We start from the raw sequence: 22,572 nt of genomic DNA, 5'->3' as shown, positions 1-22,572 counted from the left end.
AGCCCGATGAATTCACCGGCGAGATTTCCCTCGGACTTCGTCTGGGGCGCCGCCACCGCCGCGTACCAGATCGAGGGGGCCACCCGCGAGGACGGCCGCGGCGTGTCCGTCTGGGACACCTTCAGCGCGACGCCGGGCAACGTGCGCGACGGCGACACCGGGGAGACGGCGGCCGACCACTACCACCGCTACGCCGAGGACCTCGACCTCATGGCCGGGCTGGGCCTGCAGAGCTACCGGTTCTCCGTCGCGTGGCCGCGGATCCAGCCGACCGGCTCCGGGGCGCCCAACCAGAAGGGCCTGGACTTCTACCGCCGGCTGGTCGAGGGCCTGGTGGAGCGGGGCATCCGGCCGATGGCCACGTTGTTCCACTGGGACCTGCCGCAGGAGCTCCAGGACCGGGGCGGCTGGGAGAACCGGGACACGGCCGAGCGCTTCGCCGACTACGCCGAGATCGTGTTCGACGCCCTGCCCGTCAGGGACTGGCTGACCGTCAACGAGCCGAAGACCGTCGTGGACTGCGGCTACCGGAACGGCATCCACGCCCCGGGCGTGCGGGACGACGCGCGGGCCTTCGTGGCGCTGCACCACCTGCTGCTCGGCCACGGGCTCGCCACCCGGCGGCTGCACGCCGGGCACCCGGGGCGGCGCATCGGCCCGGCGCTCAACCTGCACCCCAGCTATCCGGCGGACGAGAGCCCCGAGGCGCTCGCGGCGGCGCGGCACCAGGACGGCCTGGAGAACCGCCTCTACCTCGACCCGATCCTCAAGGGGCGCTACCCGGAGGACACCCTGGCCTGGATCGCGGAGCGGAGCCCGATGGCCGAGCACATCCGGGAGGGCGACCTCGCCGTGATCAGCGAGCCGATCGACCTGCTCGGCGTGCAGTACTACACGCCGATCTTCGTCGACGGCGCGGGCGAGCGGGTGATCACCAACCCGAGAGCGCAGGCCGAGTGGCTGGAGATCTACCCCGAGGGCCTCCACGACGTCCTGGTCCGGCTGAGGCGGGACTACGACGGCGTGCCGCTCGTGATCACGGAGAACGGCCTGGCCACCGTGGACGCCCCGGACGCCGACGGGCGGGTGCGCGACGACGAGCGGATCGCCTACCTGCACGGCCACCTGCGCGCGATGCACCGCGCGATGGCGGAGGGCGCCCGGGTGGAGGCGTACCACGTGTGGTCGCTGCTGGACAACTACGAGTGGGCCGAGGGATACAGCCAGCGGTTCGGCATCGTGCACGTCGACTACGCGACCCAGCGCCGCACGCCGAAGGACAGCGCCCTCTGGTACCGCGACGTCATCGAGTCGGGCGAGATCCGCTGACGGACGGCGCGTCCGCGCGGGCCGTCCGCGCGGTTTTACCTCGCTTACGCTGATATGACCGTTCCTCCGGCGAAAGGACATCCCCCGTGGCCCAGTACGAAATCATCGGTGGCGGCTACCACGCCGAGGTCAGCCCCCGGGGCGCCGCCCTGCGGGTGCTCCGGCACGGCGGCCGCGACCTGGTGACGAGCTGGCCGGAGGACGGGCCCATCCCCTTCTACAGCGGCACGATCCTCGCCCCGTGGCCCAACCGGGTGGCGGGCGCGGCGTACGAGTTCGAGGGCGCGCGCCACGAGCTGCCCGTCAACGAGCCCGACCGCGGGAACGCCCTGCACGGGCTCGTCGCCGACGTCGCCTGGACGGTCGCCGAGCTGCTGCGGGCCGAGGACGACCACGGCTTCGTCCGGCTGACCCACACCGTCGAGCCGACGCCCGGCTACCCGTTCCGCCTGGCCCTCCAGGTGCGCCACGCGGTGTCCGCGCGCGGGCTGGTCACCACCCTCACCGCCCAGAACGTCGGCGACACCGCCGCGCCGTACGGCTGCGGCCCGCACCCCTGGCTGCTCGCCGGCCCGGACGTCGAGGAATACGAGCTCGATCTGCCCGCCGGTCAGGTGCTGCTGACGGACGACCTGCTCCACCCGCGCGAGCTGGCGGACGTCTCCGCCACGCCGTTCGACTTCCGGCGGCCCCGCCCGGTCGAGGCCACCGCGATCGACCACGCGTTCACCGGCCTGACCGCGGGCCGGGTCCGGCTGCGCGGGCCCGAGGGCGGGGTCGAGGTCTCCTGGGACCCGGCGGCGATGCCCTGGGTGCAGGTCTGCACGGGCACCGGGCTCGGCCACCGGGGCGTGGCCGTGGAGCCGATGACCTGCCCGCCGGACGCCTTCAACTCGGGGACCGACCTCGTCGTGCTCAAGCCGGGGGACACGCACGAGGCGGCCTGGACGATATCCGCCTTCTGATCCCCTTCGGAAAAACACCCATGGACAGCAGGACGAAGCGGAGGCTCTCCCCCGCTCAGCTCCGCACCCTGGTGCTCCACGCGCTGGGGGTGGGCGTCGTGTCCGCGCGGGAATTGCCCGACGGCTACGCCAACGCCGTGTGGCGGCTCGGGCTGGACGACGGGCGCGACGTGGTGCTCAAGGTCGGACCTCCCCCGGACCTGGAGCTGCTGAGGTACGAGCGGGACCTGCTGCGGACCGAGGCCATGGTCTACCACCTGGCCTCGGCCGCGGGCCTGCCCCTCCCCGCCCTGCTGCACGCGCGGTACGACGACCCCATGGTCGGCGGCGACTACCTGATCCTCACGGCGCTGGACGGCGTGCCCTGGAACCGCGCCTCGCTCTCTCCCGAGGAGGAGAGCGGCCTGCGGTTCGAGCTCGGCCGCCACCTCGCCCGCCTGCACACGATCCTGGGCGACGGCGTCTACGGCTACCCGTACGCGGGGCTGACGGGGCGGAGCTGGCGGGAGGCGTTCCTCGCCATGGTGGGGGCGATCCTCGACGACGCGGTGCGCTACGCGACGCCGCTGCCCGCCTCGATCCTGGAGATCGCCGGCCTGGTCCACGCCAACGCGGACGCGCTGGACCGGGTGACCCGGCCCGTTCTCGTCCACTTCGACGTCTGGCCGGGCAACGTCTTCCTCACCGGCCCGGAAGACGTCGGCGGCGGGACGCCGCGGATCCAGGCGCTGATCGATCACGAACGGGCGTTCTGGGGCGATCCGCTCGCCGATTTCGTCACGCCCACGCTGTTCGGGGACCTGCGGGACGACGACCCGATGCTGGCGGGCTACCGGGAGGCGGGCGGGATCGTGCCCGCGGATCCGGAGGCGCCGATCCGCGACGCCCTCTACCGGGCCTACCTGTATCTGATCATGCTCGTGGAGGACGGCCCCCGGCAATATCCGGAGGAGTCCTACGCGCCCGTCCGGGCGCGTACAGCGGAGTGTCTCGCGCGCTCCCTCGACGTCCTGCGCGGCCGGTGACCCGGGTTCGGCGCGGCCGTTCCCGACGTGATCTCATTCCGTGGACAGGACGGTGAGATTCACCGACCGTGTGTCATAGCCTGGTATACCGTGAGCGCAAACAATCTCGATTCATGGCGTGACCTGCCTGCGGCCCAGCAGCCGGAGTGGCCCGACCGCGCCGAACTCGACAAGGTCGTGGCCGAGCTTCAGGGCCTTCCGCCCCTGGTGTTCGCCGGGGAGTGCGACGATCTCAAGGCGCGTCTGGCCGCCGTGGCCCGCGGCGAGGCCTTCGTCCTGCAGGGCGGAGACTGCGCGGAGACCTTCTCCGGCGCCACCGCCGACAACGTCCGCAACAAGCTCAAGACGTTGCTCCAGATGGCGATCGTGCTCACCTACGCCGCGAAGGTCCCGGTCGTCAAGATCGGCCGGCTGGCGGGCCAGTTCGCCAAGCCGCGCTCCAAGAACACCGAGATCCGCGACGGTGTGGAGCTGCCCGCCTACCGCGGCGACATGGTGAACGGCTTCGAGTTCACCGCCGAGGCCCGCACGCCGGACCCGGACCGGCTGCTGCGCGCCTACCACTCCTCGGCCGTCACGCTGAACCTGGCCCGCGCGTTCGCCAAGGGCGGCTACGCCGACCTGCGGCAGGTCCACGCGTGGAACCAGGACTTCGTGGCCGCGTCCCCGGCCGGGCAGCGGTACGAGCAGCTCGCCCGCGAGATCGACCAGGCCCTCGCGTTCATGCGGGCCTGCGGCCCCTACCCGGCCGAGTTCCACACGGTGGACTTCTACTCCTCGCACGAGGCGCTCATCCTCGACTACGACCGCGCGCTCACCCGCATCGACTCCCGGACCGGCCTGCCGTACGACGTGTCGGCGCACATGGTGTGGATCGGCGAGCGCACCCGGCAGCTCGACGGCGCGCACGTGGAGTTCTTCAGCAGGATCCAGAACCCGATCGGGGTGAAGCTCGGGCCGACGACCTCGCCCGAGGAGGCGCTCACGCTGGTCGAGAAGCTCAACCCGGACAACGAGCCGGGACGGCTCACCTTCATCAGCCGGATGGGCGCGGGCAAGGTCCGCGAGGCGCTGCCGACGCTGGTGGAGAAGGTCACGGCCGGTGGCGCCTCGGTGGCGTGGATCTGCGACCCGATGCACGGCAACACCTTCGAGGCCCCGAGCGGCCACAAGACCCGCCACCTGGACGACGTGCTCGACGAGGTGGCCGGGTTCTTCGAGGTGCACCGGGCGCTGGGCACCCACCCGGGCGGCATCCACATCGAGTTCACGGGCGACGACGTGACCGAGTGCGTGGGCGGCGGCCACCCGATCGTGGAAGAGGACCTGGCGCTGCGCTACGAGACCGCCTGCGACCCGCGCCTCAACCGCGGCCAGTCGCTGGATCTGGCCTTCCGCGTCGCGGAGCTCTACCGCTCGCAGCACTGAGCGGCGCGCTTCGGCGGCGCCGTACGACACCGAACCGCCGGTTCCGAGCACCGCTCGTGAACCGGCGGCCCTCGCCGGGCCGTCGGGATCTTCGCCGACGGGTCGGGACGGCCCGGCCGCCCGCGGACACGCGGGCCGGGCCGGGCCTTACTTCTTCTGCTCCATATCCGCCGCGATCTCGGCGCGGATGGCGTCCATGTCGAGCGCCCGGAGCTGCTTGATCAGGTCCTCGAGCGCCGGAGCGGGCAGCGCCCCGGGCTGGGCGAAGACCACGATGCCGTCCCGGATCGCCATGATCGTGGGGATCGCCGTGATGTCGAACCCTTCCGACAGAGCGGGCTGGGCCTCCGTGTCGATCTTGCCGAACGTGATGTCGGCGTTCTGCTCCGAGGCCTTCTCGAAGATCGGCGCGAACGTGCGGCACGGGCCGCACCACGACGCCCAGAAGTCCAGCAGGACGATGCCCTTGTCGGCGATCTCGTTGAAGTTCTTCTCGGTTACCTCGATGGTCGCCACGGCGACTCCTCTCGTCTGCGTTTTCGACCGCATAACCACGTGCCCACCGCCCAGCATTCCATCCGGCCGCCCCCGGCGCGCACGACGGCCGATCGCCTCACCTTTCCGGAACCGGAACCTCACTCACCGCGAACGTCCCTTACACCGGTGAATGCGGGTATGTCTCTCCTATGCCCCCAAGCCTTCTCGACGTCGGCTGGACCACGTGCGCGCGCGACGACTGTCCCGGCGCCGCGCATCCGCCGTACGGACGCTGCCTGGCGCACCTGGACCCCGGCGAGCTGGAGTCCACGCTCCGGTCCCTCTCCCCCGGGCAGGCCGTCGATCTACGCGGCACGGCGGTGAGCGCCGAACTGCTCGACCTCGTGCTGGACGCGGCCTGCCGCCGCCTCGGCCGGGCCCGGTTCGACCTGGCCCGCTTCACCGGTCCCGCGCGGTTCGCCGGGGTGGAGTTCCTGGGCGACGCGACGTTCGACCGGGCCCGGTTCGACGGCCTGGCCTCGTTCTTCGGCGCCCGGTTCACCGGCAACGCCTCCTTCGGCGCGGCGGTGTTCGCCCGCGAGCTGACCATGCACGGCTCGCGCGTCCACGGCCACGCCTCGTTCGACCGGTCCAGCGTGGGCAGCGACGCGCTCTTCGGCGACGCCTGCCTGTCGTCGGCGTCCTTCGACCAGGCCGAGTTCCGCGGGTTCACCTCGTTCGACGGCACCGGGTTCCACGGCGAGGCCCGGTTTCGCGGCGCGCGGTTCCGCCGGGCCGTCTCCCTGTCCCGGGCCCGGTTCGACGGCGCCGCCGTGTTCGAGGGCGCCCGGTTCGCGGCCGAGGCGTACCTGTCCCCCGGGTCCGTCGCCGGGCGGCTCGCCCTCGCGGGGGCGCGGGCCGACGGCAAGCTGGAGATCGACGCGTCCGGCTGCCTGGTCGACCTCAGCAACGTCCGGACCGAGGGGCGGCTCACGCTCCGGCTCGCCGACGCCGACGTGGACCTGAGCGGCCTCGTCTCCCGCGGCCAGGCGAGCCTCGTCCGCCGCTCCGGCCGGGTGCGGGTGCTGTCCCTGGAACGGCTCGACGTCGACCGGCTGTCCCTGTCGGGCGTGGACCTGAGCGGATGCCACCTCGCCGGGGTGCCCGACCCGGGACGGCTGCGGCTTTCCGGCTGCGTGTTCGCCACCACCCCGCGCGGCGTCCAGCTCCGGCTGAGCTGGCCGCCCGTCCGGTGGTGGAGCAAACGCCAGGTCCTCGCCGACGAGCACGCCTGGCGCTTCGGCCCGGCCCGGCCGGCGGTCGATCCCGGCCGTCTGAAACATCTGTACACGGGCCTTCGGGTGGACGACGAACGCACCGCGACCGACTTCGCGTTCGGCGCGATGGAGATGCGCCGGATGTCCGCCGCCGGTCCCGCCGCCCGGGCCGTCCTCGGCGTCTACTGGCTGCTGTGCGGGTACGGCCTGCGGACCGGCCGCGCGCTCGCCTGGCTGGTCCTCGTCGCCGCGGTCGCCGCCGGAAGCCTGCTGTGGTCGTCCTCGGCTCCCCAGCACGTGGCGCGCCGCCCGCCGTGGACGGGGAGCGGCGTTCCCGCGCAGGCGCCGCCGCCCGCCGCGCGCGCCGTCGTGCCCCGCCCGCGTGCCGGGGCGACCGCCACCCGTGGCGCCGTGTCCGGCGCCCATGCCGCGGCTCGCTCCGGCGTCGCCGTACGCGCCGATCTGGCCGCCCGGGTGGCGCCCGGGCCGGGCGAGTCCCACGACCCTCCCCGGTCGCAGCCCTGACCTCCGGTCCGCCGCACCCGCCGACGGCGGTGCAACGCCCGCCCCGAAATCGGCACCGGCCCCACCGGGTGCCATGGTGTTCCCGTGGCCTCGATCGTTTCCGTCCCCGAGGCCGTTCGTGCGCCGTGGCGACCGCGCACGCTCTCTCCGGCTCGCGTGATCGCGCACGTCGGGGGCACTCCGGGCATTCGGGAATACTGAAGGGTATATGCACAAAGATCTCCTGCGGCTCGCCCGCGCGGAACCGGCCGTGCGGCGCCATCTGGCCCTCTGCCTCGCCGCCGCCGTCCTCGCCGGTCTGCTCGTGCTCGCGCAGGCCGAGCTGCTCTCGGGCGTGCTGTCCGGAAGGTTCGCCCTGGCGGCCCTCCTCCCCCTGGTCGGGGTCGTGGTCGTGCGCGGCGCGCTCGGCTGGCTCCAGGGCGTGTCGGCCGGCCGAACGGCCACCGGCGTCAAGTCGGTCCTGCGCGCCCGGCTGATGCGGCGGTTCCAGGAGTCCGGACCGGCGGGACCACGCTCGGGCGAGCTGGTCACGCTCGTCGGCCGCGGCCTCGACGCGCTCGACCCCTACCTGAGCGGGTATCTGCCCGCGGCGGCGGTCGCGTCCGTCGTGCCCATCGCCGTGCTGGCCCGGCTCTTCGTCGCCGACCTCGCCAGCGCGCTGATCGTCCTGGTCACGCTTCCGCTCATCCCGGTCTTCGGCGCTCTTGTGGGGTGGACGACCAAGACCGTGACCGAACGGCAGTGGCGGGCGCTGTCCCGGCTCGGCGGGCACTTCCTGGACGTGGTGCGCGGCCTGCCGACGCTCCGGGCCTTCGGGCGGGCGCGCCACCAGTCCACGGTGATCCGCGAGGTCGCCGCCGCGCACCGGGCGGCCACGATGCGCACGCTGCGGGTGGCGTTCCTGTCGTCCCTGGTGCTGGAGCTCGTCGCCTCACTCTCGCTCGCCCTCGTGGCCGTTCCCGTCGGGCTCCGGCTGCTGTCGGGCTCCCTCCACCTCGACACGGCCCTGCTCGTCCTCCTGCTCGCTCCGGAGGCGTACCTGCCGCTGCGGGCGATGGGGACGAAGTTCCACGCGTCGGTCGAGGGCGTGGCGGCCGCGGACGAGGCGTTCGCCCTGCTCACCCCGGCCTCCGGGGATCGGGCCGGCCGGGCCGGGGGGACGCGGGACACCCAGCCTCGGGAGGCCCGGCGTGCGGGCGCGCGGCCCCCGGAGATCCGCTTTGAGCACGTGACCGTCCGCTATCCCGGCCGGGAGGAGCCCGCGCTCGACGACGTGTCCCTCGTCGTCGCGCCCGGCGAGCGGGTCGCGCTCGTCGGAGAGAGCGGCGGCGGGAAGAGCACGCTGCTCCACCTGCTCCTCGGGTTCATCACGCCGTCCGAGGGCCGGGTGCTGGTCGACGGCGTCGATCTCGCCACCCTGGACCTGGACGAGTGGCGCCGCAGACTGGCCTTCGTGCCGCAGCGGCCGCACCTGTTCGCCATGTCGGTCGCGGACAACATCGGGCTGGGCGGCGCCGCCTCCCCCGAACTGATCCGCGCCGCGGCGGCCTCCGCGCAGGCCGCCGGGTTCGTCGAGGCGATGCCGCAGGGCTACGAGACGGTGCTCGGCGAGCGCGGTGTGAACCTGTCGGCGGGGCAGCGCCAGCGGGTCGCGCTGGCCCGGGCCTTCTGCCGGCCGTCAGCGGAGGTTCTGCTGCTCGACGAGCCCACCGCCCGCCTGGACGGCCGCAGCGAGGCCGCCGTGGTGGAGGCCACCCGCACCCTGGCCGAGGGCCGTACGGCGATCGTGGTGGCGCACCGCCCCGCGATGATCGGCCTCGCCGACCGGGTCGTCCGCATCGGGGCGGGCCGGATCGTCCACGACCGCCACTCCGACGCCCTCACGGCGGAAAGGGGCGACGCCCGATGACCGCCACGACCGACAGCACCGCCACGACCGACAGCACCGGCACGGTGAGTGGCCGCGCCGGCGGGAGCGTCCGGGGAACCCGGATGATCAGAACGCTTCTCGGCCCGGGGATGGCCCGCAGGCTGGTCGTCGCCGCGCTCGCCGGTTCGGCCGCCGACCTCGCGGGGGTCGCGCTGATCGCGTCGGCGGCGTGGCTGATCACCCGGGCCGCCGAGCAGCCGCCACTGGCCGCGCTCTCGGTCGCGATCGTCGGGGTGCGCGCGTTCGCGACCGGCAAGGGCGTGCTGCGCTACGCGGAGCGCCTCACCGGGCACGACGTCGCGCTGCGGGCGCAGGCGGCCACGCGCGAGCGGCTGTACGACTCGCTGATCCCCGCCGGACCGCTCCGCCAGCGCGGCGCCGACCTGCTCAGCCGCATGGTGGACGACACCGAAGCGGTGCAGGACCTGCTGGTCCGCTGCCTGCTGCCCGCGATCGCCGCGCTGCTCACCGGGATCGCGGCCGTCGTCATCGGCGCGTTCCTGCTGCCTGTGGCCGCGCTCGTGCTCGCCCTCGGACTGCTGGTCGCGGGCGTGCTCCTCCCCGCGGGCACGGCCGCCGCCGCCCGCCGCTGGTCGGCCAGGATCGCCCCGGCGCGAGCCGAGCTGGCGGCCCGGGTGGCCGACCTGGTCCACGGCGCGGCCGACCTCGCCGCGTACGGGGCGAAGGAGCGGGCCCTCTCGGACGGCATGGCGGCGGACGCCCGTCTCGCCGCGCTGGAGCGGGGGCAGACCAGGATCAACGCGACCGCCCTCGGGCTCGGCGTCCTGGTCCAGGGATCGACCGTGGCGGCGATCGCGCTGATCGCCCAGGCCGCCGGGCTCGGCCAGGTGGCGACCGCCGTTCTCGCCCTGACCGCGCTGGTCTCCTTCGAGCCGGTGCTGCCGCTGGCCGCGGCCGGGGAACGCTTCGCGGGGGTGTCCGCCGCGCTGCACAGGCTGGCGGAAGTCCGGGAAACCCCGGTGACGGTGACCGAACCGGACGCGCCCGCGCCACCGCCGGAGGCACCGCTGACCGTGGAGGTGGCGGACCTCGTCATCCGCCACGGCGACCGCGCCCCGGCGCTCGACGGGGTCAGCCTGACCCTCACCCCGGGCCGGAGGGTGGCGGTCGTCGGGCCGAGCGGAGCCGGGAAGAGCACCCTGCTGTCCGCGCTGATGCGCACCGTGGACATCGGCTCGGGAGACATCAGGATCAACGGGGTGGACATCCGTTCCTACGCCACGGACGACGTCCGCGCGGTGATGACGGGGCTGACCCAGGATCCGTACGTGTTCCAGGCGTCCTTCCGTGACAACCTGCGCCTCGCCGGGCCGGAGGCGTCCGACGGCGAGCTGGCCGAGTCCGTACGGCGGGCACGACTGGACGCGTGGGCGGAGCGCACCGGCTGGGACACGGTGCTAGGGGAGGACGGCCGGACCGTGTCGGGCGGCCAGCTCCAGCGTCTGGCGCTCGCGCGGGCCCTGCTCTTCGATCCGTCGGTGCTGCTGCTCGACGAGCCGGCGGAGGCGCTGGACGAGGAGACGGCCGACGCGCTGACCGCCGACCTGCTCGACGCGACGCGCGGCCGGACGACCCTGCTCGTCACCCACCGGCTGCGCGGGCTGGAGCAGGTCGACGAGATCGTGGTCCTGGAGGACGGCCGGGTGACCCAGCGCGGCACGCACGCCGAGCTGGTGTCGGCACCCGGTTACTACCGGGATCTGTGGGAGTCCGAGACCCTGATCGCGGCATCCCGCGCCTCCGGCGCCTGACATCGGGATCAAAGATCGTGGTGATCGGGGCTGCTGGGAAGGCTGTGCTCCTGCCGGCGGCGCTGGGGGATCTGCTGGGCGCCCGCGCCTCGGAGGTGGGCACGGACGGGTTCGAGGAGGTGCTCACTCACAGTTCGTCGTGGTGAAGACGCGAGCGAGCTGGTGGTCGATCATGGCTACGGCGTCTTCAGCGGACCGCTGCCTCAGCAGAACGCTCGACTGCACCCCCTCGGCGCCTGCCACCAGGAACACGGCCTCGGCCGCGGCGTTGATGTCCTGGGGCACCTGGTCGAGCTCCTGCCCTCGCGCGATCAGGTCGGCGACGAGGTTCTCCAGCGCACGCGGCGCGTCGTGGGCGACCTTGGCCAGGGCGGGGTCGGTCAGGAAGCGAACGAAGTAAGCGGCGTACACCAGGTGCCGGTTACGCCGTTCTTCATCCAGCGGTAGCAGCTCGAGCAGCACTCCCCGCACGATCGCGTGCATGCCGGGGGCGTCGCCGAGCATCGCGAGGCGTTCGCGGGCCCGTTGCTCGGCGTCGTCGTTGAGGATCTCCAGCGCGCCGAGTAGCAACTGCTCGCGGGTGCCGAAGTAGTACTGCAGCAGCCGGGCGGAAACCCCGGCCTCCGCAGCGACCTGCCTCAAGGTGACGTCTTCAAGGCCACCGCGGGTGGCCAGGCGCCAGACGGCTTCGGCGATCTGGCGGCGGCGCTGATCATGGTCCACCTGTCTCGGCATGCCATCCGTCCCTTGCGACTCGTTTGTGGTGCGATCGTACCAAGACGATGTTATGGTGCGATCGAACCACAAACAGTGGAGGGCGTGTTCACGCCTGCCGTCACAGCCCTTCGGGGCGATAGGAGACCAACCCCACATGAAGCACGTCACCGTGCTGATCATTGGCATGTTGCTCCTGGTCCTGGGAGCACAGGGCGCCATCCGACTGCTGGCCGACCACGACAACGCCGGGCTGCTCGCCTGGTTGCCCGGCGGATTCGCGACGTGGCTCGCGAGCTATGCGGTGGCCGCCGTCATCGGAGCACTGCTGGCCGGCTGGGGCAGCAAGAAGGCCAAGCAGAGCGGTCGCGGACAATGACCGGCCACACACGAGCGGCCGCCGGGCTCCTCGCCGCGCTGGCGAGCGTTGCGATACCCGTGGCGGGCGCTCCCCCTGCTCAGGCCGGCGAGCTCACCAGCCCCGTCGCCGTGACGGCGTCGGGCAAGGTACGGGGCACGGATCAGGATGGGATCCACCGCTTCCGCGGCATCCCGTACGCTGCCCCGCCCGTCGGGGAGCGGCGCTGGCTGCCACCCCAGCCGCCGAGCTCCTGGACCGGCACCCGCGACGCGACGAAGACAGGACCGGCGTGCCTGCAGCCGCAGGCGCCTGACATGCCGAAGGGCACCCCGCAGAGCGAAGACTGCCTGACCCTCGAGGTGACCACGCCCGCCCGGCCCGGCAAGAAACGGCCGGTCATGGTCTGGGTGCCCGGCGGCGGTTTCATCACCGGCGCCGGCTCGATCTACGACCCGGCCCGGCTGGTCAGGGCCGGAGACATCGTGGTCGTGACGGTCAACTACCGGCTCGGCGTGTTCGGCTTCTTCGCCCACCCCGAGCTCGGCGAGGCCAGCAACTTCGGCCTACAGGACCAGGTGGCGGCGCTGCGCTGGGTGCGCGCCAACATCGCCGCGTTCGGCGGCGATCCCGGCAAGGTCACCCTCGCTGGAGCCTCGGCCGGGGCGATGAGCACCTGCACCCTCATGACTTCACCGGCCGCCCGGAACCTGTTCCACCGGGCGATCGTCCAGAGCGGATCGTGCCGCACCGCCCACCCGGCCGGAGCGATGGGCGAGGGCATGCCCGCGATCTCCTCCTGGCACCCGATCGACACGATCCAGGGCGCCGGCCAGGCTCTGGCCGGGCAGCTGGCCTGCGCCGACGTGGCCTGCCTGCGCCGCAAGAGCGCCGGTGAGCTGCTGCCGTACACCGCCCGGTTCCCGCTGCTCGCCTTCGGCACCAGCCTCGTCCCGCAAGAGCCGGCCAAGGTCTTCGCCGCAGGCAGGCAGGCGGCCGTACCGCTGCTGCAGGGCAACGCCCGAGACGAGCACGTCGAGTTCACCCTGGCCCTCTACCCGCAAGGCATCACCACCCGCCAGTACCCGGGCCTGCTCAGGACCGCCTTCGCATCAGCCGCGCCACAGGTCGCGCGACGCTACCCCGTACGGCGCTTCCCCTCTCCCACCGCGGCGGCCAGCCGCGTGTTCAGCGACAGCGGCTGGATCTGCCCCTCCTGGAAGTCGGGCCGCGAGCACGCGAGAAAGGCGTCCACCTACGCCTACGTCTTCGCCGACCCGTCGGCACCCACGCCCAGCGGCGAACCCCTGCCCGCCCATGTCCGGCCCGCAACCGCACACGGAGCCGAGACCTTCTACCTGTTCGACTTCCCCGACGCCCCAGAGCTGAGTGCGAAGCAGCGACGCCTGGCCGACCGGATCGTCGGATACTGGACCACGTTCGTCCGAACCGGCAATCCCAACAGGGCGGGCAGTACGAGGTGGCCTGCTCTGGGTGCCGCCGACCGCGCGCTCGAGCTCGCTCCGGAAGCGGTACGACCGATCAACATGAAGAACGCTCACCACTGCGGCCTCTGGTTCTGACGGCTGGATGACGACGAGAATCCTCAGGCCTCGACGAGTACGCCGCCGGCCTCGGCCACTGCGTGCGACTCGGCGAAGAGACTCCGCCCGCATCACCGCCGAAACCGACCCCGTCCAGCGCCGCCGTCACCGCTGACTCCCCACACCACCCGGTAGACCACCGGGTCACAAGCCGCCCAGGCGGCGGACACGGGGGTGACAACGAAAACCGCCCAGGCGGCCGCCGGACCTCGGAGGTCGGCGTGGAGCCCGGGCGGGGACGATGGGCGGGGGAGGTCAGTTCGTGCCGCTGTTCTCGGTGAGCGTGACGGTGGCGGTGGAGGGCTTGCCGTTCCGGGTGTAGGTCAGAGTGATCTCGTCACCCGGCTGGTGGCGGCGGATGACGCCGACCAGCGTCTCCGCGTCACCGACGAGCATGTCGTCGATCTTGGTGATCAGGTCGGCCTCCTTGAGGCCCGCCTTGTCGGCGGGGCTGGCCTTGGTGATCGACGCGATCACCGCGCCGGCCGCCTCGCCGGTCGAGTCCGCGACGCTCACGCCGAGCCAGGCGTGCGTCGCCTTGCCCGACTTGATGAGCTGCTCGGACACCAGCTTGGCCGTGTTGATCGGGATGGCGAAGCCGACGCCGATGTTGCCGGAGCTGGAGCCCGAGGTGGCGATGGCGGTGTTGATGCCGATCACCTGACCGGCCGCGTTGACCAGCGCGCCACCGGAGTTGCCCGGGTTGATCGCCGCGTCGGTCTGGACCATGCCGCCGATGGTCACCTGCTGGGTCGGCTGCTGCTGCTGCTCCTGCCCCCAGGGGAACTGCGGCTGCTGCTCCTGGCCGCCCTCCGTCAGCGTGCGGTCGAGCGCGCTCACGATGCCGGAGGTCACCGAGCCCTCCAGGCCGAGCGGGCTGCCGATCGCGAGAACCGAATCGCCCACCTGGAGCTTGTCGCTGTCGCCGAGGCTCGCGGGGGTCAGGCCGGAGACGTCCTGCGCCTGGATCACCGCGAGGTCCGTGGTCGGATCGGTTCCCTTGATCGTGGCCGAGGCGGTCTTCCCGTCGCTGAACTTGACGGTGACGATCGCGCCCTGCCCGGCGTCGGCGACCACGTGGTTGTTGGTGAGGATCAGACCGTCGCCGGAGAGGATGACACCCGACCCCTCGCCTCCGCCGGTCCGCGTCCTGACCTTGATCGACACCACCGACGGCTGGATGGCCTTGGCCACCGCCGCGATGCTGTTCCCCGAGCTGTTCGACACGGGGAGGACCGGCGAGGAGACGACGGTCGTGGTTCCGCTGAAGCCGGTCGCGACGAAGGCCCCCGCGACCCCGCCGCCCAGGGCCACCGCGGCGAGGGCGAGCCCGGCGATCGCCTTCTGTCCGCCGGTCCATCCCTGCTTCACGGCCTGCTGGAACGGGGGCGCGGCGTACGCCGCCGTGTCACCCTGCTGGGATTGGCCGCCGTAGGTGCCGTACTGCCCGTGCTGGGGCGGGGTGCTGCCGAACTGGCTCCATCCGTGGCCCGTCGTGCTCTCGTTCTCGGGCGTCCGCTCCTCGGAGCTCATCGTCTTCCCCCTCGTGGCTGCCAGATCTTCCGGTTCTTCTCCGGTACGTCTCAACCATGCCAAACGACCTGTAAGGTCACGCTAAGCGATCAGCGACAGCCCGGAACTTTCCTGTCCTCATGCCTGTGAACAGCGGGTTCCGACGCTCGTCCGGCTTCTACGGTCCGACGCTTTCCTGCCCTTCCCAACCCGTGCCGATCCCCGGCTGTTCCCGCCAGGCCGTTCCCCCCTGGGTGTGAATCGGCACACCGCGCTACGCGTACGGATCGCGCAGGGGCACGGCCCGGCCGGCGAACTCCTCCCGGATGGCCAGCATCTTGGGCCCGGGGGCGTAAAAGCGTCCCTTGGTCTCGCCGTACGGGCTGAGCCAGTCGCGGGCGGCGAGCTCGCGCAGGTCGCGGGCCGCCTGTCCCTGACTGAGGGACTCGTCGGCCTGGTACATGCTCCGGCGCAGCCGGCGGGAGACGAAGACCTGGTAGAGCGCCGAGACGCAGCGGGGATGCAGCCCCTCCGCGTCCGCCCGCTCCTCCAGGAGTTGGACCCCTGGGTGACTCCTCCGCCCCCTGAGGGGAGCGGCTTCTCGCTAAGCCGCTCCCGCAGCCTCACGAAGGGCAAGCCCTGCCCTGAGAATATTGACAGCCGCGTTCACGTCGGCGTGCGCGGTATGCCCACACGCCATACAGGCGAACTCGGCTTGGGTGACGCGGTTCTCCTTCGCGCAGTGCCCGCAACGGGCACACGTGCGAGAAGTGTTGGCAGGGTTCACCGCGACCAGCTCGCGACCGGCGCTTTCAGCCTTGTGCGCGAGGACCGTCAGGAACACCCCCCAACCCGCGTCCAAGATCGAACGGTTCAGGCCGGACTTCTGTGCCACGTTCCGTCCAGGGGCTTCGATCGTGCCGACGGCCGAGCGGGTCATGTTCGCGATCCGCAGGTCCTCATGCACGATCACGCCGTAGTCACGGACCAGGGCGAGCGCGGCCTTGTGCGCGCCGTCCAAGCGCTGGCGGCGGACCTTGGCGTGCAGTGCGCCGACACGTGCGGCGGCCTTGCGGCGGCGCTTGGAGCCCCGCTTCTTACGGGCGAGAGCTTGCTGTGCCGCCGCGAGACGATCGGCGGACGCGTGCAGGTGGCGCGGGTTGGCCACATGCTCGCCGTCGCTGGTCGTGACGAGCGAGGCGACGCCCATGTCCAGGCCGACGACCGCACCGGCCGCAGGCAGGGTTTGCGCGGGCACGTCATCGCAGGACAGGACCACGTACCAGCGGGAGCCTTCCCGCTTGATACTGATCGTCTTCACCCTGCCGAGCACGGGGCGGTGCTGGTGGACGCGGACATGTCCGACCCCTTGAAGGCGGACGAACGTCGCGGTGGGATGTTCGGGTTGGGAGTCCCAACGGCAGCCGTCACCGTCCTTGGGCCACTCAACGGTGTCGAACCAGCCGCGTCCTTTGAAGCGGGGGAATCCCGGCTTCTGCCCGGCCTTGACGCGGCGGAAGAACGCGGCGAACGCCTTGTCCAGGCGGCGGAGGGTGGCCTGCTGGGAGGAGAACGACCACCGGCCCTGGCCGGCGGGGTCATCAGCGCGGATGTGCTTCAGCTCCCCGGACTGGTCGCCGTAGCGGACAGTCACCCCGGCCTTGCGGTAGGCGGTACGGCGGTGCTCCAACGCCGCGTTGTACAACACCCGGTGATCTTCCAGGCACTGCGTGAGCGTGGCGGCCTGCTTGCCGGTGGGGCGCAGCAAGAGCGTGTACGACCTGCGCACCCCACCTCCCACGCTCAGTAATGAGATAACCACGATATCGGCAGTCGCCGACAAAACCCGAAGGGAGGGAGCGCGGATTCCCCCGCTGGCTAAAGCAGGCCGTCCCCTCCGCGCAGATCTGATTGCGCGCGCCTGAAGCTGGCCGTCCCAGCGATGGAGCCGGGTCCCGCCGCATCTCCTCGACCTCGCCGAGGATCTTCTCGTCGACCGGTTCGAGGTCCGGCGTTCCGTACAGCATGGAGCCCATAACAACATGGGCGAATCATTCGATCAAGCGACCGAATGATTCACCCATGAATGTCGGCTTTGTGCGCGCCGATCAGAAGGCCGGGATCACGGCGCCCTTGTACTTGTCCTCGATGAACTGCTTCACCTCGGGGCTGGTCAGCAGCTTCGAGAGCGTGACGATCCGGGGGTCGCTCTCGTGCCCCTCGGCCACGACCAGGATGTTGGCGTACGGGTTGCCCTCGGCCTTCTCCAGGACCAGCGCGTCGCTGCTCGGGTTCAGGCTCGCCTCCAGGGCGTAGTTGCCGTTGATGACGGCGGCGTCCACGTCCTCCAGGGAGCGCGGGATCTGGGCGGCCTCAAGCGGCTGGAACTTGATCTGCTTGGGGTTGCCGGTGACGTCACGCTCGGTCGCGGCGGTGCCGACGCCGTCCTTGAGGGTGATCACGCCGTTGTCGGCGAGCAGCTTGAGCGCGCGGCCGAGGTTGGTCGCGTCGTTCGGCACGGCCACGGTCGCGCCCTGCCCGATCGAGGCCACGTCCTTGATCTTCTTGGAGTAGAGGCCGAGCGGCTCCAGGTGGACCGACGCGACGGACGTCAGCTTGGTGCCCTTGGAGGCGTTGAAGTCGTCGAGGTACGGCTTGTGCTGGAAGTAGTTCGCCCCGAGCTGGCCGTCCTGGAGCTGGAGGTTCGGCTGGACGTAGTCGCTGAACTCCACGATCTCCAGCTTGAGCCCGGCGGCGGGGGCCAGCTTGTCCGCGACGAACTTCATGATCTCCGCGTGCGGCACCGGGGTCACGCCGACCTTGAGCGGCTCACTCGCGGCGGCGGCGCCCGACGCGGTCGCGTCGGACGAGGACGGGGAGGACGACGAGCCGCAGGCCGCCAGGCCGAGCGACAGCCCGACGGCGAGCACGAGCCCGAACAACTTGCGCATGGTGTGACCACTCCTTGGTGGGTCGGTGGGTGCGGAAATCCGCCCGGCGTCTCCTGGGCCGCCCGATGCCGGGCCTCCCGGGAACGACGGGGACGGTGAAATCAGGTCGAAGGGGGATCAGGTCGAAAGGGGGAAGCGCGCGGGGTCAGCGGCGGGTCAGCCTGCGGCTGACGGCGTCGCCGAGGCTCTGGACGGCCTGCACGATGACCACCAGCACCACGACCGTGACGATCATGAGGCCGGTCTCGAAGCGCTGGTATCCGTACCGGATCGCGAGGTCACCCAGCCCGCCGCCGCCGATCACGCCCGCCATCGCCGAGTACGAGACCAGCGTGACGATCGTGACGGTCAGCGCGGCGACCAGGCCGGGCAACGCCTCGGGCAGCAGGACCTTGGCCACGATCGTGCCCCGGCTCGCGCCCATGGCCTGCGCGGCCTGGACGACGTCCCGGCCGACCCCGCGCAGGGCGGTCTCCACCAGCCGCGCGAAGAACGGCGCGGCGCCGATCGTGAGCGGCACCGCCGCCGCGCCGGCCCCGATGGTGGTGCCGATGATCAGCCTGGTGACGGGCATGACCGCGATCATCAGCACGATGAACGGCAGCGAGCGGCCGACGTTGACCACCGCCCCGAGGACCCGGTTGGCGACGGGGGCGGGGAACAGCCCGCCCCTGTCGGTCCCGACCAGGGCGACGCCGAGGGGCAGCCCGAACAGGACGGTGAACAGCGTGGACCAGGCGACTATCTGCGCGGTCTGCCCGGTGGCCTGCCACAGCAGGGGGCTCATGTCCGACCAGGTCATCGGGCCGCCACCTCCACCAGCAGGCCGCGGTCGCGCAGATAACCGAGCGCCGCCTCCGACTCCCCGCCCGTCAGGCGGACACGGAGCCGCCCGGCCGAGACACCGGCGACGTCCTCGAGGGCGCCGCCGAGGATGTTCACGTCCACGTCGAACTTCCGTACGACCTGGGAGACGACCGCCTCGTCGGCGCGGCCGGAGTACGCCCCGGTGAAGGTGATCGTCACGCTGCCGGGTTCGGCGGGCGGCAGCGGGAAGAGCTCCTCGGTGAGCCGGGACCCCGGCCGGGCCAGCAGGTCGGCGATCCGTCCCGCCTCCTCGATCCGGCCCGCGCTCATGATGGCGGCCGAGTCGCAGACGGCCCTGATGACGTCCATCTCGTGCGTGATCAGCAGGATGGTCAGCCCGAAGTCGCGGTTGAGCCGCTTGAGCAGGGCGAGGATCGACTGCGTGGTGCCGGGGTCGAGCGCCGAGGTGGCCTCGTCCGACAGGAGCACCGACGGACGGCCCGCGAGAGCGCGCGCGATGCCGACGCGTTGCTTCTGGCCGCCGGAGAGCTGCGCGGGGTACGCGCCCGCCTTCCCGGCCAGCCCGACCAGGTCGAGCAGCTCCTCCACGCGCCGCACCCGCTCGCCTCGCGGCACGCCCATGATCTCCAGCGGGAAGGCGACGTTCCCCGCGACGGTGCGCGAGGAGAGCAGCGCGAAGTGCTGGTGGATCATGCCGATGCCCTGCCGGGCCTGGCGCAACTCCCGATCGCCGAGCGCGGTCAGCTCCCGGCCGCCGACGGTGACGGATCCCCCGGTCGGGCGTTCCAGCAGGTTGACGCAGCGCAGGAGGGTGCTCTTGCCGGCTCCGCTCTGTCCGAGCACGCCGAAGATCTCACCCTCGCGGACGTGGAGATCCACGCCGTCGACGGCCACGACGGAGCCGTAGGCCTTGCGCAGGCCGGACACTTTGATCACGAGACTTCCCTTGGAACGACGACTTCGGCGGCGGAGTACGGGCACGGCCGGCGGGTTCCGGGCGGGAAGGGCAGGTGGCTGAAACGGCGCAGGACCAGGAAGTCCGTAGGGGAGGTCATGAACGGGCCTTCGGAGCGAGTGTCGATCAATGGAATGGGGCTCAGGCCGGGCGACAGCCGCACATCATCACGCCCCGCGTCCGCAGGGGCATGGCAGCGTCGCACATCACGTTCACGGTCACACCAACAGACGGCCTGGTCGGAGATATTCCGATAATTCCCGACAATCAATGTGGCTTACCTCACAGCCGCCCGGAACGCGTACGGCCCGCGCCTCGGAAAGAGGCACGGGCCGTACGCGACGGACGGTCCTGTGGGCGGTCGCGGGCAGGACCGGGGACCGAGCAGGGCCGCCGGAAAGGACGGCGGTCAGGCGACGGCCTTCTGCGCCACCGTGGCGGGCGTCAGCGCCAGGTCGAGCACCTCGCGCACGTCGCTGACCGCGTGGACGGTGAGGTCCGCCAGGACGTCGGCGGGGACGTCGTCCAGGTCGGGCTCGTTGCGCGCGGGGATGAGCACCGTGGTGATCCCCGCGCGGTGGGCGGCGAGCAGCTTCTGCTTCACCCCGCCGATCGGCAGCACCCGGCCGGTGAGGGAGACCTCGCCGGTCATCGCGACGTCGCCGCGCACCGGACGGCCGGACAGGAGCGAGGCCAGCGCGGTCGTCATCGTGACGCCCGCGGAGGGCCCGTCCTTGGGCACCGCGCCCGCCGGGACGTGGACGTGCACCGACCGCTCCTTCAACGACCCGACCGGCAGCTCCAGCTCGACGCCGCGCGAGCGCAGGTAGGAGAGCGCGATCTGGGCCGACTCCTTCATCACGTCGCCGAGCTGGCCGGTCAGCGTCACGCCGGTCGATCCGGTCTCGGGGTCGGCCAGGGACGCCTCGACGTACAGGACGTCACCGCCCGCGCCGGTGACCGCCAGGCCGGTCGCCACGCCGGGCACCGCCGTACGCTGGCGGGACTCGGGCAGGGTCGACTCGGGGACGTGCCGCGGGCGCCCCAGGTAGGGCACGAGGTCGTCGGCGGACGCCTCCACCGGGAGCTCGGCCTCGCCGAGCGCCACCCTCGCCGTGATCTTGCGCAGGACGCGGGCGATCGACCGTTCGAGCGAGCGCACGCCGGCCTCCCGTGTGTACTCACCGGCGAGCCTGCGCAGCGCGGCGTCGTGGATCGTCACGTCGTCCGGCGTCAGGCCGGCCTTCTCGAGCTGGCGGGGCAGCAGGTGGTCGCGGGCGATGGCGACCTTCTCGTCCTCGGTGTAGCCGTCGAGCGTGACGATCTCCATGCGGTCCAGCAGCGGGCCGGGGATCTGCTCCAGCACGTTGGCCGTCGCGAGGAAGAGCACGTCGCTGAGGTCGAGCTCGACCTCGAGGTAGTGGTCGCGGAACGTGTGGTTCTGCGCCGGGTCGAGCACCTCCAGCAGCGCCGCGGTCGGGTCACCCCGGTAGTCGGCGCCGACCTTGTCGATCTCGTCGAGCAGCACGACCGGGTTCATCGAACCGGCTTCGCGGATCGCGCGGACGATCCGGCCCGGCATCGCGCCGACGTAGGTGCGCCGGTGACCGCGGATCTCCGCCTCGTCGCGGACGCCCCCGAGCGCGACGCGGACGAACTTCCGGCCCATCGCCCGCGCGACCGACTCGCCGAGCGAGGTCTTGCCGACTCCGGGCGGCCCGGCCAGCGCGAGCACCGCGCCGCTGCGGCGGCCGCCGACCACGCCGAGGCCCTGGTCGGCCCGGCGCTTGCGCACCGCGAGGTACTCGACGATGCGGTCCTTCACGTCGTCGAGGCCGGTGTGGTCGGCGTCGAGCACCGCCCGCGCGCCCGCGATGTCGTACTCGTCGGTGGTGTGCGTGTTCCAGGGGATGTCGAGGACGGTGTCCAGCCAGGTGCGGATCCAGCCGGTCTCGGGCGACTGCTCGGAGGTCCGTTCGAGCTTGGCGACCTCCTTCAGCGCGGCCTCGCGGACCTTCTCCGGCAGCGCCGCCGCCTCGATCCTGGCGCGGTAGTCCTCCTCCTCGTCGGAGGGGTCGCCGTTGAGCTCGGCCAGCTCCTTGCGTACGGCCGCGAGCTGCTGGCGGAGCAGGAACTCACGCTGCTGCTTCTCCATGCCCTCCTGGACGTCTTTGCGGATGGTCTCCGCGACGTCCATCTCGGCGAGATGGTCGCGGGCCCAGCCGACGAGCTGCTCCAGGCGCTCGGCGGGGTCGGAGGTGTCCAGGAGGAGCAGCTTCTGCGGGGTGGTCAGCCAGGGCGCGTAGCCGGCGCTGTCGGCGAGCTCGGACGGGTCCTCGATCTGGTTGACCGCGTCCACGACCTGCCAGGCGCCGCGCTTCTGCAGGATCGTCGTGGTGAGCGCCTTGTACTCCTTGGCCAGCTCGTCGGCCCGCGAGCCGACCGGGACCGGCTCGAGCACGGTTGCCTCGACCCAGAGCGCCGCGCCGGGGCCGGTGGTGCCGGTGCCCACGCGCATCCGGCTCACGCCGCGCACGACGGCGGCGGGTTCGCCGCCCGGCAGCCGGCCGACCTGCTCGACCACCGCGCTGACCCCGACGGCGCCGTACCTGCCGTCCACCCGCGGCACCAGGAGCACCTTGCTCTCGCCGGTCCCGGCGCGAGCGGCGTCGATGGCCGCGCGGACCTCGGCGTCCGACAGGTCGAGGGGGACCACCATGCCGGGCAGGACGACCTCGTCGTCCAGGGGAAGGACGGGAAGGATCTGTGTCATCTGGACGCTCCCAAGGGTTGAGTTATGTCGACTCAACTAACGCGAGTCCGGCCATGTTCCCTTGATTGCGCGAGTTCGCTGTGAGCGATCGTAATTCTGTAATTCGCCTGCGATTTCGTGGCTTTCGGGGCGTTATGTATGGCTTGTCC

General features: G+C 71.9%; 18 protein-coding genes. 9 read left to right on the top strand and 9 right to left on the bottom strand.

The features are described from left to right. The first annotated feature begins 6 nt into the window (after positions 1–6). The 4 genes from AWQ71_RS13405 (at position 7) to AWQ71_RS13390 (ending at position 4,747) form a co-directional block, all read left to right on the top strand. Positions 7–1,329: a GH1 family beta-glucosidase gene (locus tag AWQ71_RS13405; protein WP_067132239.1), complete on the top strand. Its 1,323-nt coding sequence runs from the start codon at positions 7–9 to the stop codon at positions 1,327–1,329. 86 nt (positions 1,330–1,415) lie between these two features. Next, on the top strand, positions 1,416–2,294 hold the full coding sequence (locus tag AWQ71_RS13400; protein WP_067132236.1) for an aldose 1-epimerase family protein: 879 nt from the start codon (positions 1,416–1,418) through the stop codon (positions 2,292–2,294). A gap of 20 nt (positions 2,295–2,314) precedes the next feature. Continuing rightward, positions 2,315–3,319 carry a phosphotransferase family protein gene (locus AWQ71_RS13395; RefSeq protein ID WP_067132234.1) on the top strand — a complete coding sequence of 335 codons (1,005 nt, stop codon included), beginning with the start codon at positions 2,315–2,317 and terminating at the stop codon, positions 3,317–3,319. A gap of 90 nt (positions 3,320–3,409) precedes the next feature. Further along, positions 3,410–4,747 (top strand): class II 3-deoxy-7-phosphoheptulonate synthase, encoded by a 1,338-nt coding sequence (locus tag AWQ71_RS13390; RefSeq protein WP_174550702.1) that lies wholly within the window; start codon positions 3,410–3,412, stop codon positions 4,745–4,747. 147 nt (positions 4,748–4,894) lie between these two features. Here the strand turns inward: AWQ71_RS13390 and trxA are convergent, their stop codons facing one another. Continuing rightward, the gene (gene trxA / locus AWQ71_RS13385) at positions 4,895–5,263 is read right to left on the bottom strand and encodes a thioredoxin (RefSeq protein WP_067132231.1); all 369 of its coding nucleotides are present in this window, start codon (positions 5,261–5,263) and stop codon (positions 4,895–4,897) included. 170 nt (positions 5,264–5,433) lie between these two features. On the opposite strand from trxA, the gene AWQ71_RS13380 reads away from it, so the two are divergent. From AWQ71_RS13380 to cydC, 3 genes are all read left to right on the top strand, one after another. Next, complete coding sequence (locus tag AWQ71_RS13380) at positions 5,434–7,026, top strand: pentapeptide repeat-containing protein (RefSeq protein WP_067132228.1); 1,593 nt, start codon at positions 5,434–5,436, stop codon at positions 7,024–7,026. A 208-nt stretch (positions 7,027–7,234) separates the two neighbouring features. Continuing rightward, positions 7,235–8,935 carry a thiol reductant ABC exporter subunit CydD gene (gene cydD / locus AWQ71_RS13375; RefSeq protein WP_067132226.1) on the top strand — a complete coding sequence of 567 codons (1,701 nt, stop codon included), beginning with the start codon at positions 7,235–7,237 and terminating at the stop codon, positions 8,933–8,935. Beyond that, entirely contained in the window at positions 8,932–10,728 is a 1,797-nt protein-coding gene (gene cydC / locus AWQ71_RS13370) for a thiol reductant ABC exporter subunit CydC (protein ID WP_245658257.1), read from the top strand. The genes cydD and cydC overlap by 4 nt, the downstream gene beginning before the upstream one ends. Positions 10,729–10,851: 123 nt before the next feature. On the opposite strand, the gene AWQ71_RS13365 is transcribed toward cydC, so the two are convergent. Beyond that, entirely contained in the window at positions 10,852–11,463 is a 612-nt protein-coding gene (locus AWQ71_RS13365) for a TetR/AcrR family transcriptional regulator (protein ID WP_067132224.1), read from the bottom strand. Between the two features lie 136 nt (positions 11,464–11,599). Here AWQ71_RS13365 and AWQ71_RS13360 point away from each other — a divergent pair, with 136 nt between their 5' ends. Further along, entirely contained in the window at positions 11,600–11,821 is a 222-nt protein-coding gene (locus tag AWQ71_RS13360) for a hypothetical protein (RefSeq protein WP_067132221.1), read from the top strand. After that, positions 11,818–13,383: a carboxylesterase/lipase family protein gene (locus AWQ71_RS13355; protein ID WP_084258833.1), complete on the top strand. Its 1,566-nt coding sequence runs from the start codon at positions 11,818–11,820 to the stop codon at positions 13,381–13,383. Before AWQ71_RS13360 ends, AWQ71_RS13355 begins: the two co-directional genes overlap by 4 nt. 276 nt (positions 13,384–13,659) lie before the next feature. Here the strand turns inward: AWQ71_RS13355 and AWQ71_RS13350 are convergent, their stop codons facing one another. The 7 genes from AWQ71_RS13350 to lon form a co-directional block, all read right to left on the bottom strand. Beyond that, entirely contained in the window at positions 13,660–14,937 is a 1,278-nt protein-coding gene (locus AWQ71_RS13350) for a S1C family serine protease (RefSeq protein WP_067132218.1), read from the bottom strand. A gap of 253 nt (positions 14,938–15,190) precedes the next feature. Then, complete coding sequence (locus tag AWQ71_RS40110) at positions 15,191–15,379, bottom strand: hypothetical protein (protein ID WP_067132216.1); 189 nt, start codon at positions 15,377–15,379, stop codon at positions 15,191–15,193. A 141-nt stretch (positions 15,380–15,520) separates the two neighbouring features. After that, on the bottom strand, positions 15,521–16,759 hold the full coding sequence (locus tag AWQ71_RS13340; RefSeq protein ID WP_245658256.1) for an RNA-guided endonuclease InsQ/TnpB family protein: 1,239 nt from the start codon (positions 16,757–16,759) through the stop codon (positions 15,521–15,523). 265 nt (positions 16,760–17,024) lie between these two features. Further along, positions 17,025–17,867 (bottom strand): MetQ/NlpA family ABC transporter substrate-binding protein, encoded by an 843-nt coding sequence (locus tag AWQ71_RS13335; protein ID WP_067132209.1) that lies wholly within the window; start codon positions 17,865–17,867, stop codon positions 17,025–17,027. A gap of 145 nt (positions 17,868–18,012) precedes the next feature. Next, positions 18,013–18,669 carry a methionine ABC transporter permease gene (locus AWQ71_RS13330; RefSeq protein WP_067132206.1) on the bottom strand — a complete coding sequence of 219 codons (657 nt, stop codon included), beginning with the start codon at positions 18,667–18,669 and terminating at the stop codon, positions 18,013–18,015. Beyond that, positions 18,666–19,631 (bottom strand): methionine ABC transporter ATP-binding protein, encoded by a 966-nt coding sequence (locus AWQ71_RS13325; RefSeq protein ID WP_067132203.1) that lies wholly within the window; start codon positions 19,629–19,631, stop codon positions 18,666–18,668. Before AWQ71_RS13325 ends, AWQ71_RS13330 begins: the two co-directional genes overlap by 4 nt. 428 nt (positions 19,632–20,059) lie before the next feature. Beyond that, entirely contained in the window at positions 20,060–22,423 is a 2,364-nt protein-coding gene (gene lon / locus AWQ71_RS13320; RefSeq protein ID WP_067132200.1) for an endopeptidase La, read from the bottom strand. Positions 22,424–22,572 lie beyond the last annotated feature (149 nt).

The organism is Microtetraspora malaysiensis, assembly GCF_001528665.1.
GTDB lineage: Bacteria > Actinomycetota > Actinomycetes > Streptosporangiales > Streptosporangiaceae > Microtetraspora_A > Microtetraspora_A malaysiensis.
The sequence above is the reverse complement of the archived record's forward strand: the minus strand, read 5'-3'. Positions and strand labels throughout refer to the sequence as shown.

Excerpts from the sequence above, each read along its gene's own strand:
- AWQ71_RS13405 (WP_067132239.1), top strand. The coding sequence starts at position 7 with ATGAATTCACCGGCGAGATTTCCCTCGGACTTCGTCTGGGGCGCCGCC.
- AWQ71_RS13395 (WP_067132234.1), top strand. The coding sequence starts at position 2,315 with ATGGACAGCAGGACGAAGCGGAGGCTCTCCCCCGCTCAGCTCCGCACC.
- AWQ71_RS13380 (WP_067132228.1), top strand. The coding sequence starts at position 5,434 with ATGCCCCCAAGCCTTCTCGACGTCGGCTGGACCACGTGCGCGCGCGAC.
- cydD (WP_067132226.1), top strand. The coding sequence starts at position 7,235 with ATGCACAAAGATCTCCTGCGGCTCGCCCGCGCGGAACCGGCCGTGCGG.
- cydC (WP_245658257.1), top strand. The coding sequence starts at position 8,932 with ATGACCGCCACGACCGACAGCACCGCCACGACCGACAGCACCGGCACG.
- AWQ71_RS13365 (WP_067132224.1), bottom strand. The coding sequence starts at position 11,463 with ATGCCGAGACAGGTGGACCATGATCAGCGCCGCCGCCAGATCGCCGAA.
- AWQ71_RS13360 (WP_067132221.1), top strand. The coding sequence starts at position 11,600 with ATGAAGCACGTCACCGTGCTGATCATTGGCATGTTGCTCCTGGTCCTG.
- AWQ71_RS13355 (WP_084258833.1), top strand. The coding sequence starts at position 11,818 with ATGACCGGCCACACACGAGCGGCCGCCGGGCTCCTCGCCGCGCTGGCG.
- AWQ71_RS13350 (WP_067132218.1), bottom strand. The coding sequence starts at position 14,937 with ATGAGCTCCGAGGAGCGGACGCCCGAGAACGAGAGCACGACGGGCCAC.
- AWQ71_RS40110 (WP_067132216.1), bottom strand. The coding sequence starts at position 15,379 with ATGTACCAGGCCGACGAGTCCCTCAGTCAGGGACAGGCGGCCCGCGAC.
- AWQ71_RS13335 (WP_067132209.1), bottom strand. The coding sequence starts at position 17,867 with ATGCGCAAGTTGTTCGGGCTCGTGCTCGCCGTCGGGCTGTCGCTCGGC.
- AWQ71_RS13330 (WP_067132206.1), bottom strand. The coding sequence starts at position 18,669 with ATGACCTGGTCGGACATGAGCCCCCTGCTGTGGCAGGCCACCGGGCAG.
- lon (WP_067132200.1), bottom strand. The coding sequence starts at position 22,423 with ATGACACAGATCCTTCCCGTCCTTCCCCTGGACGACGAGGTCGTCCTG.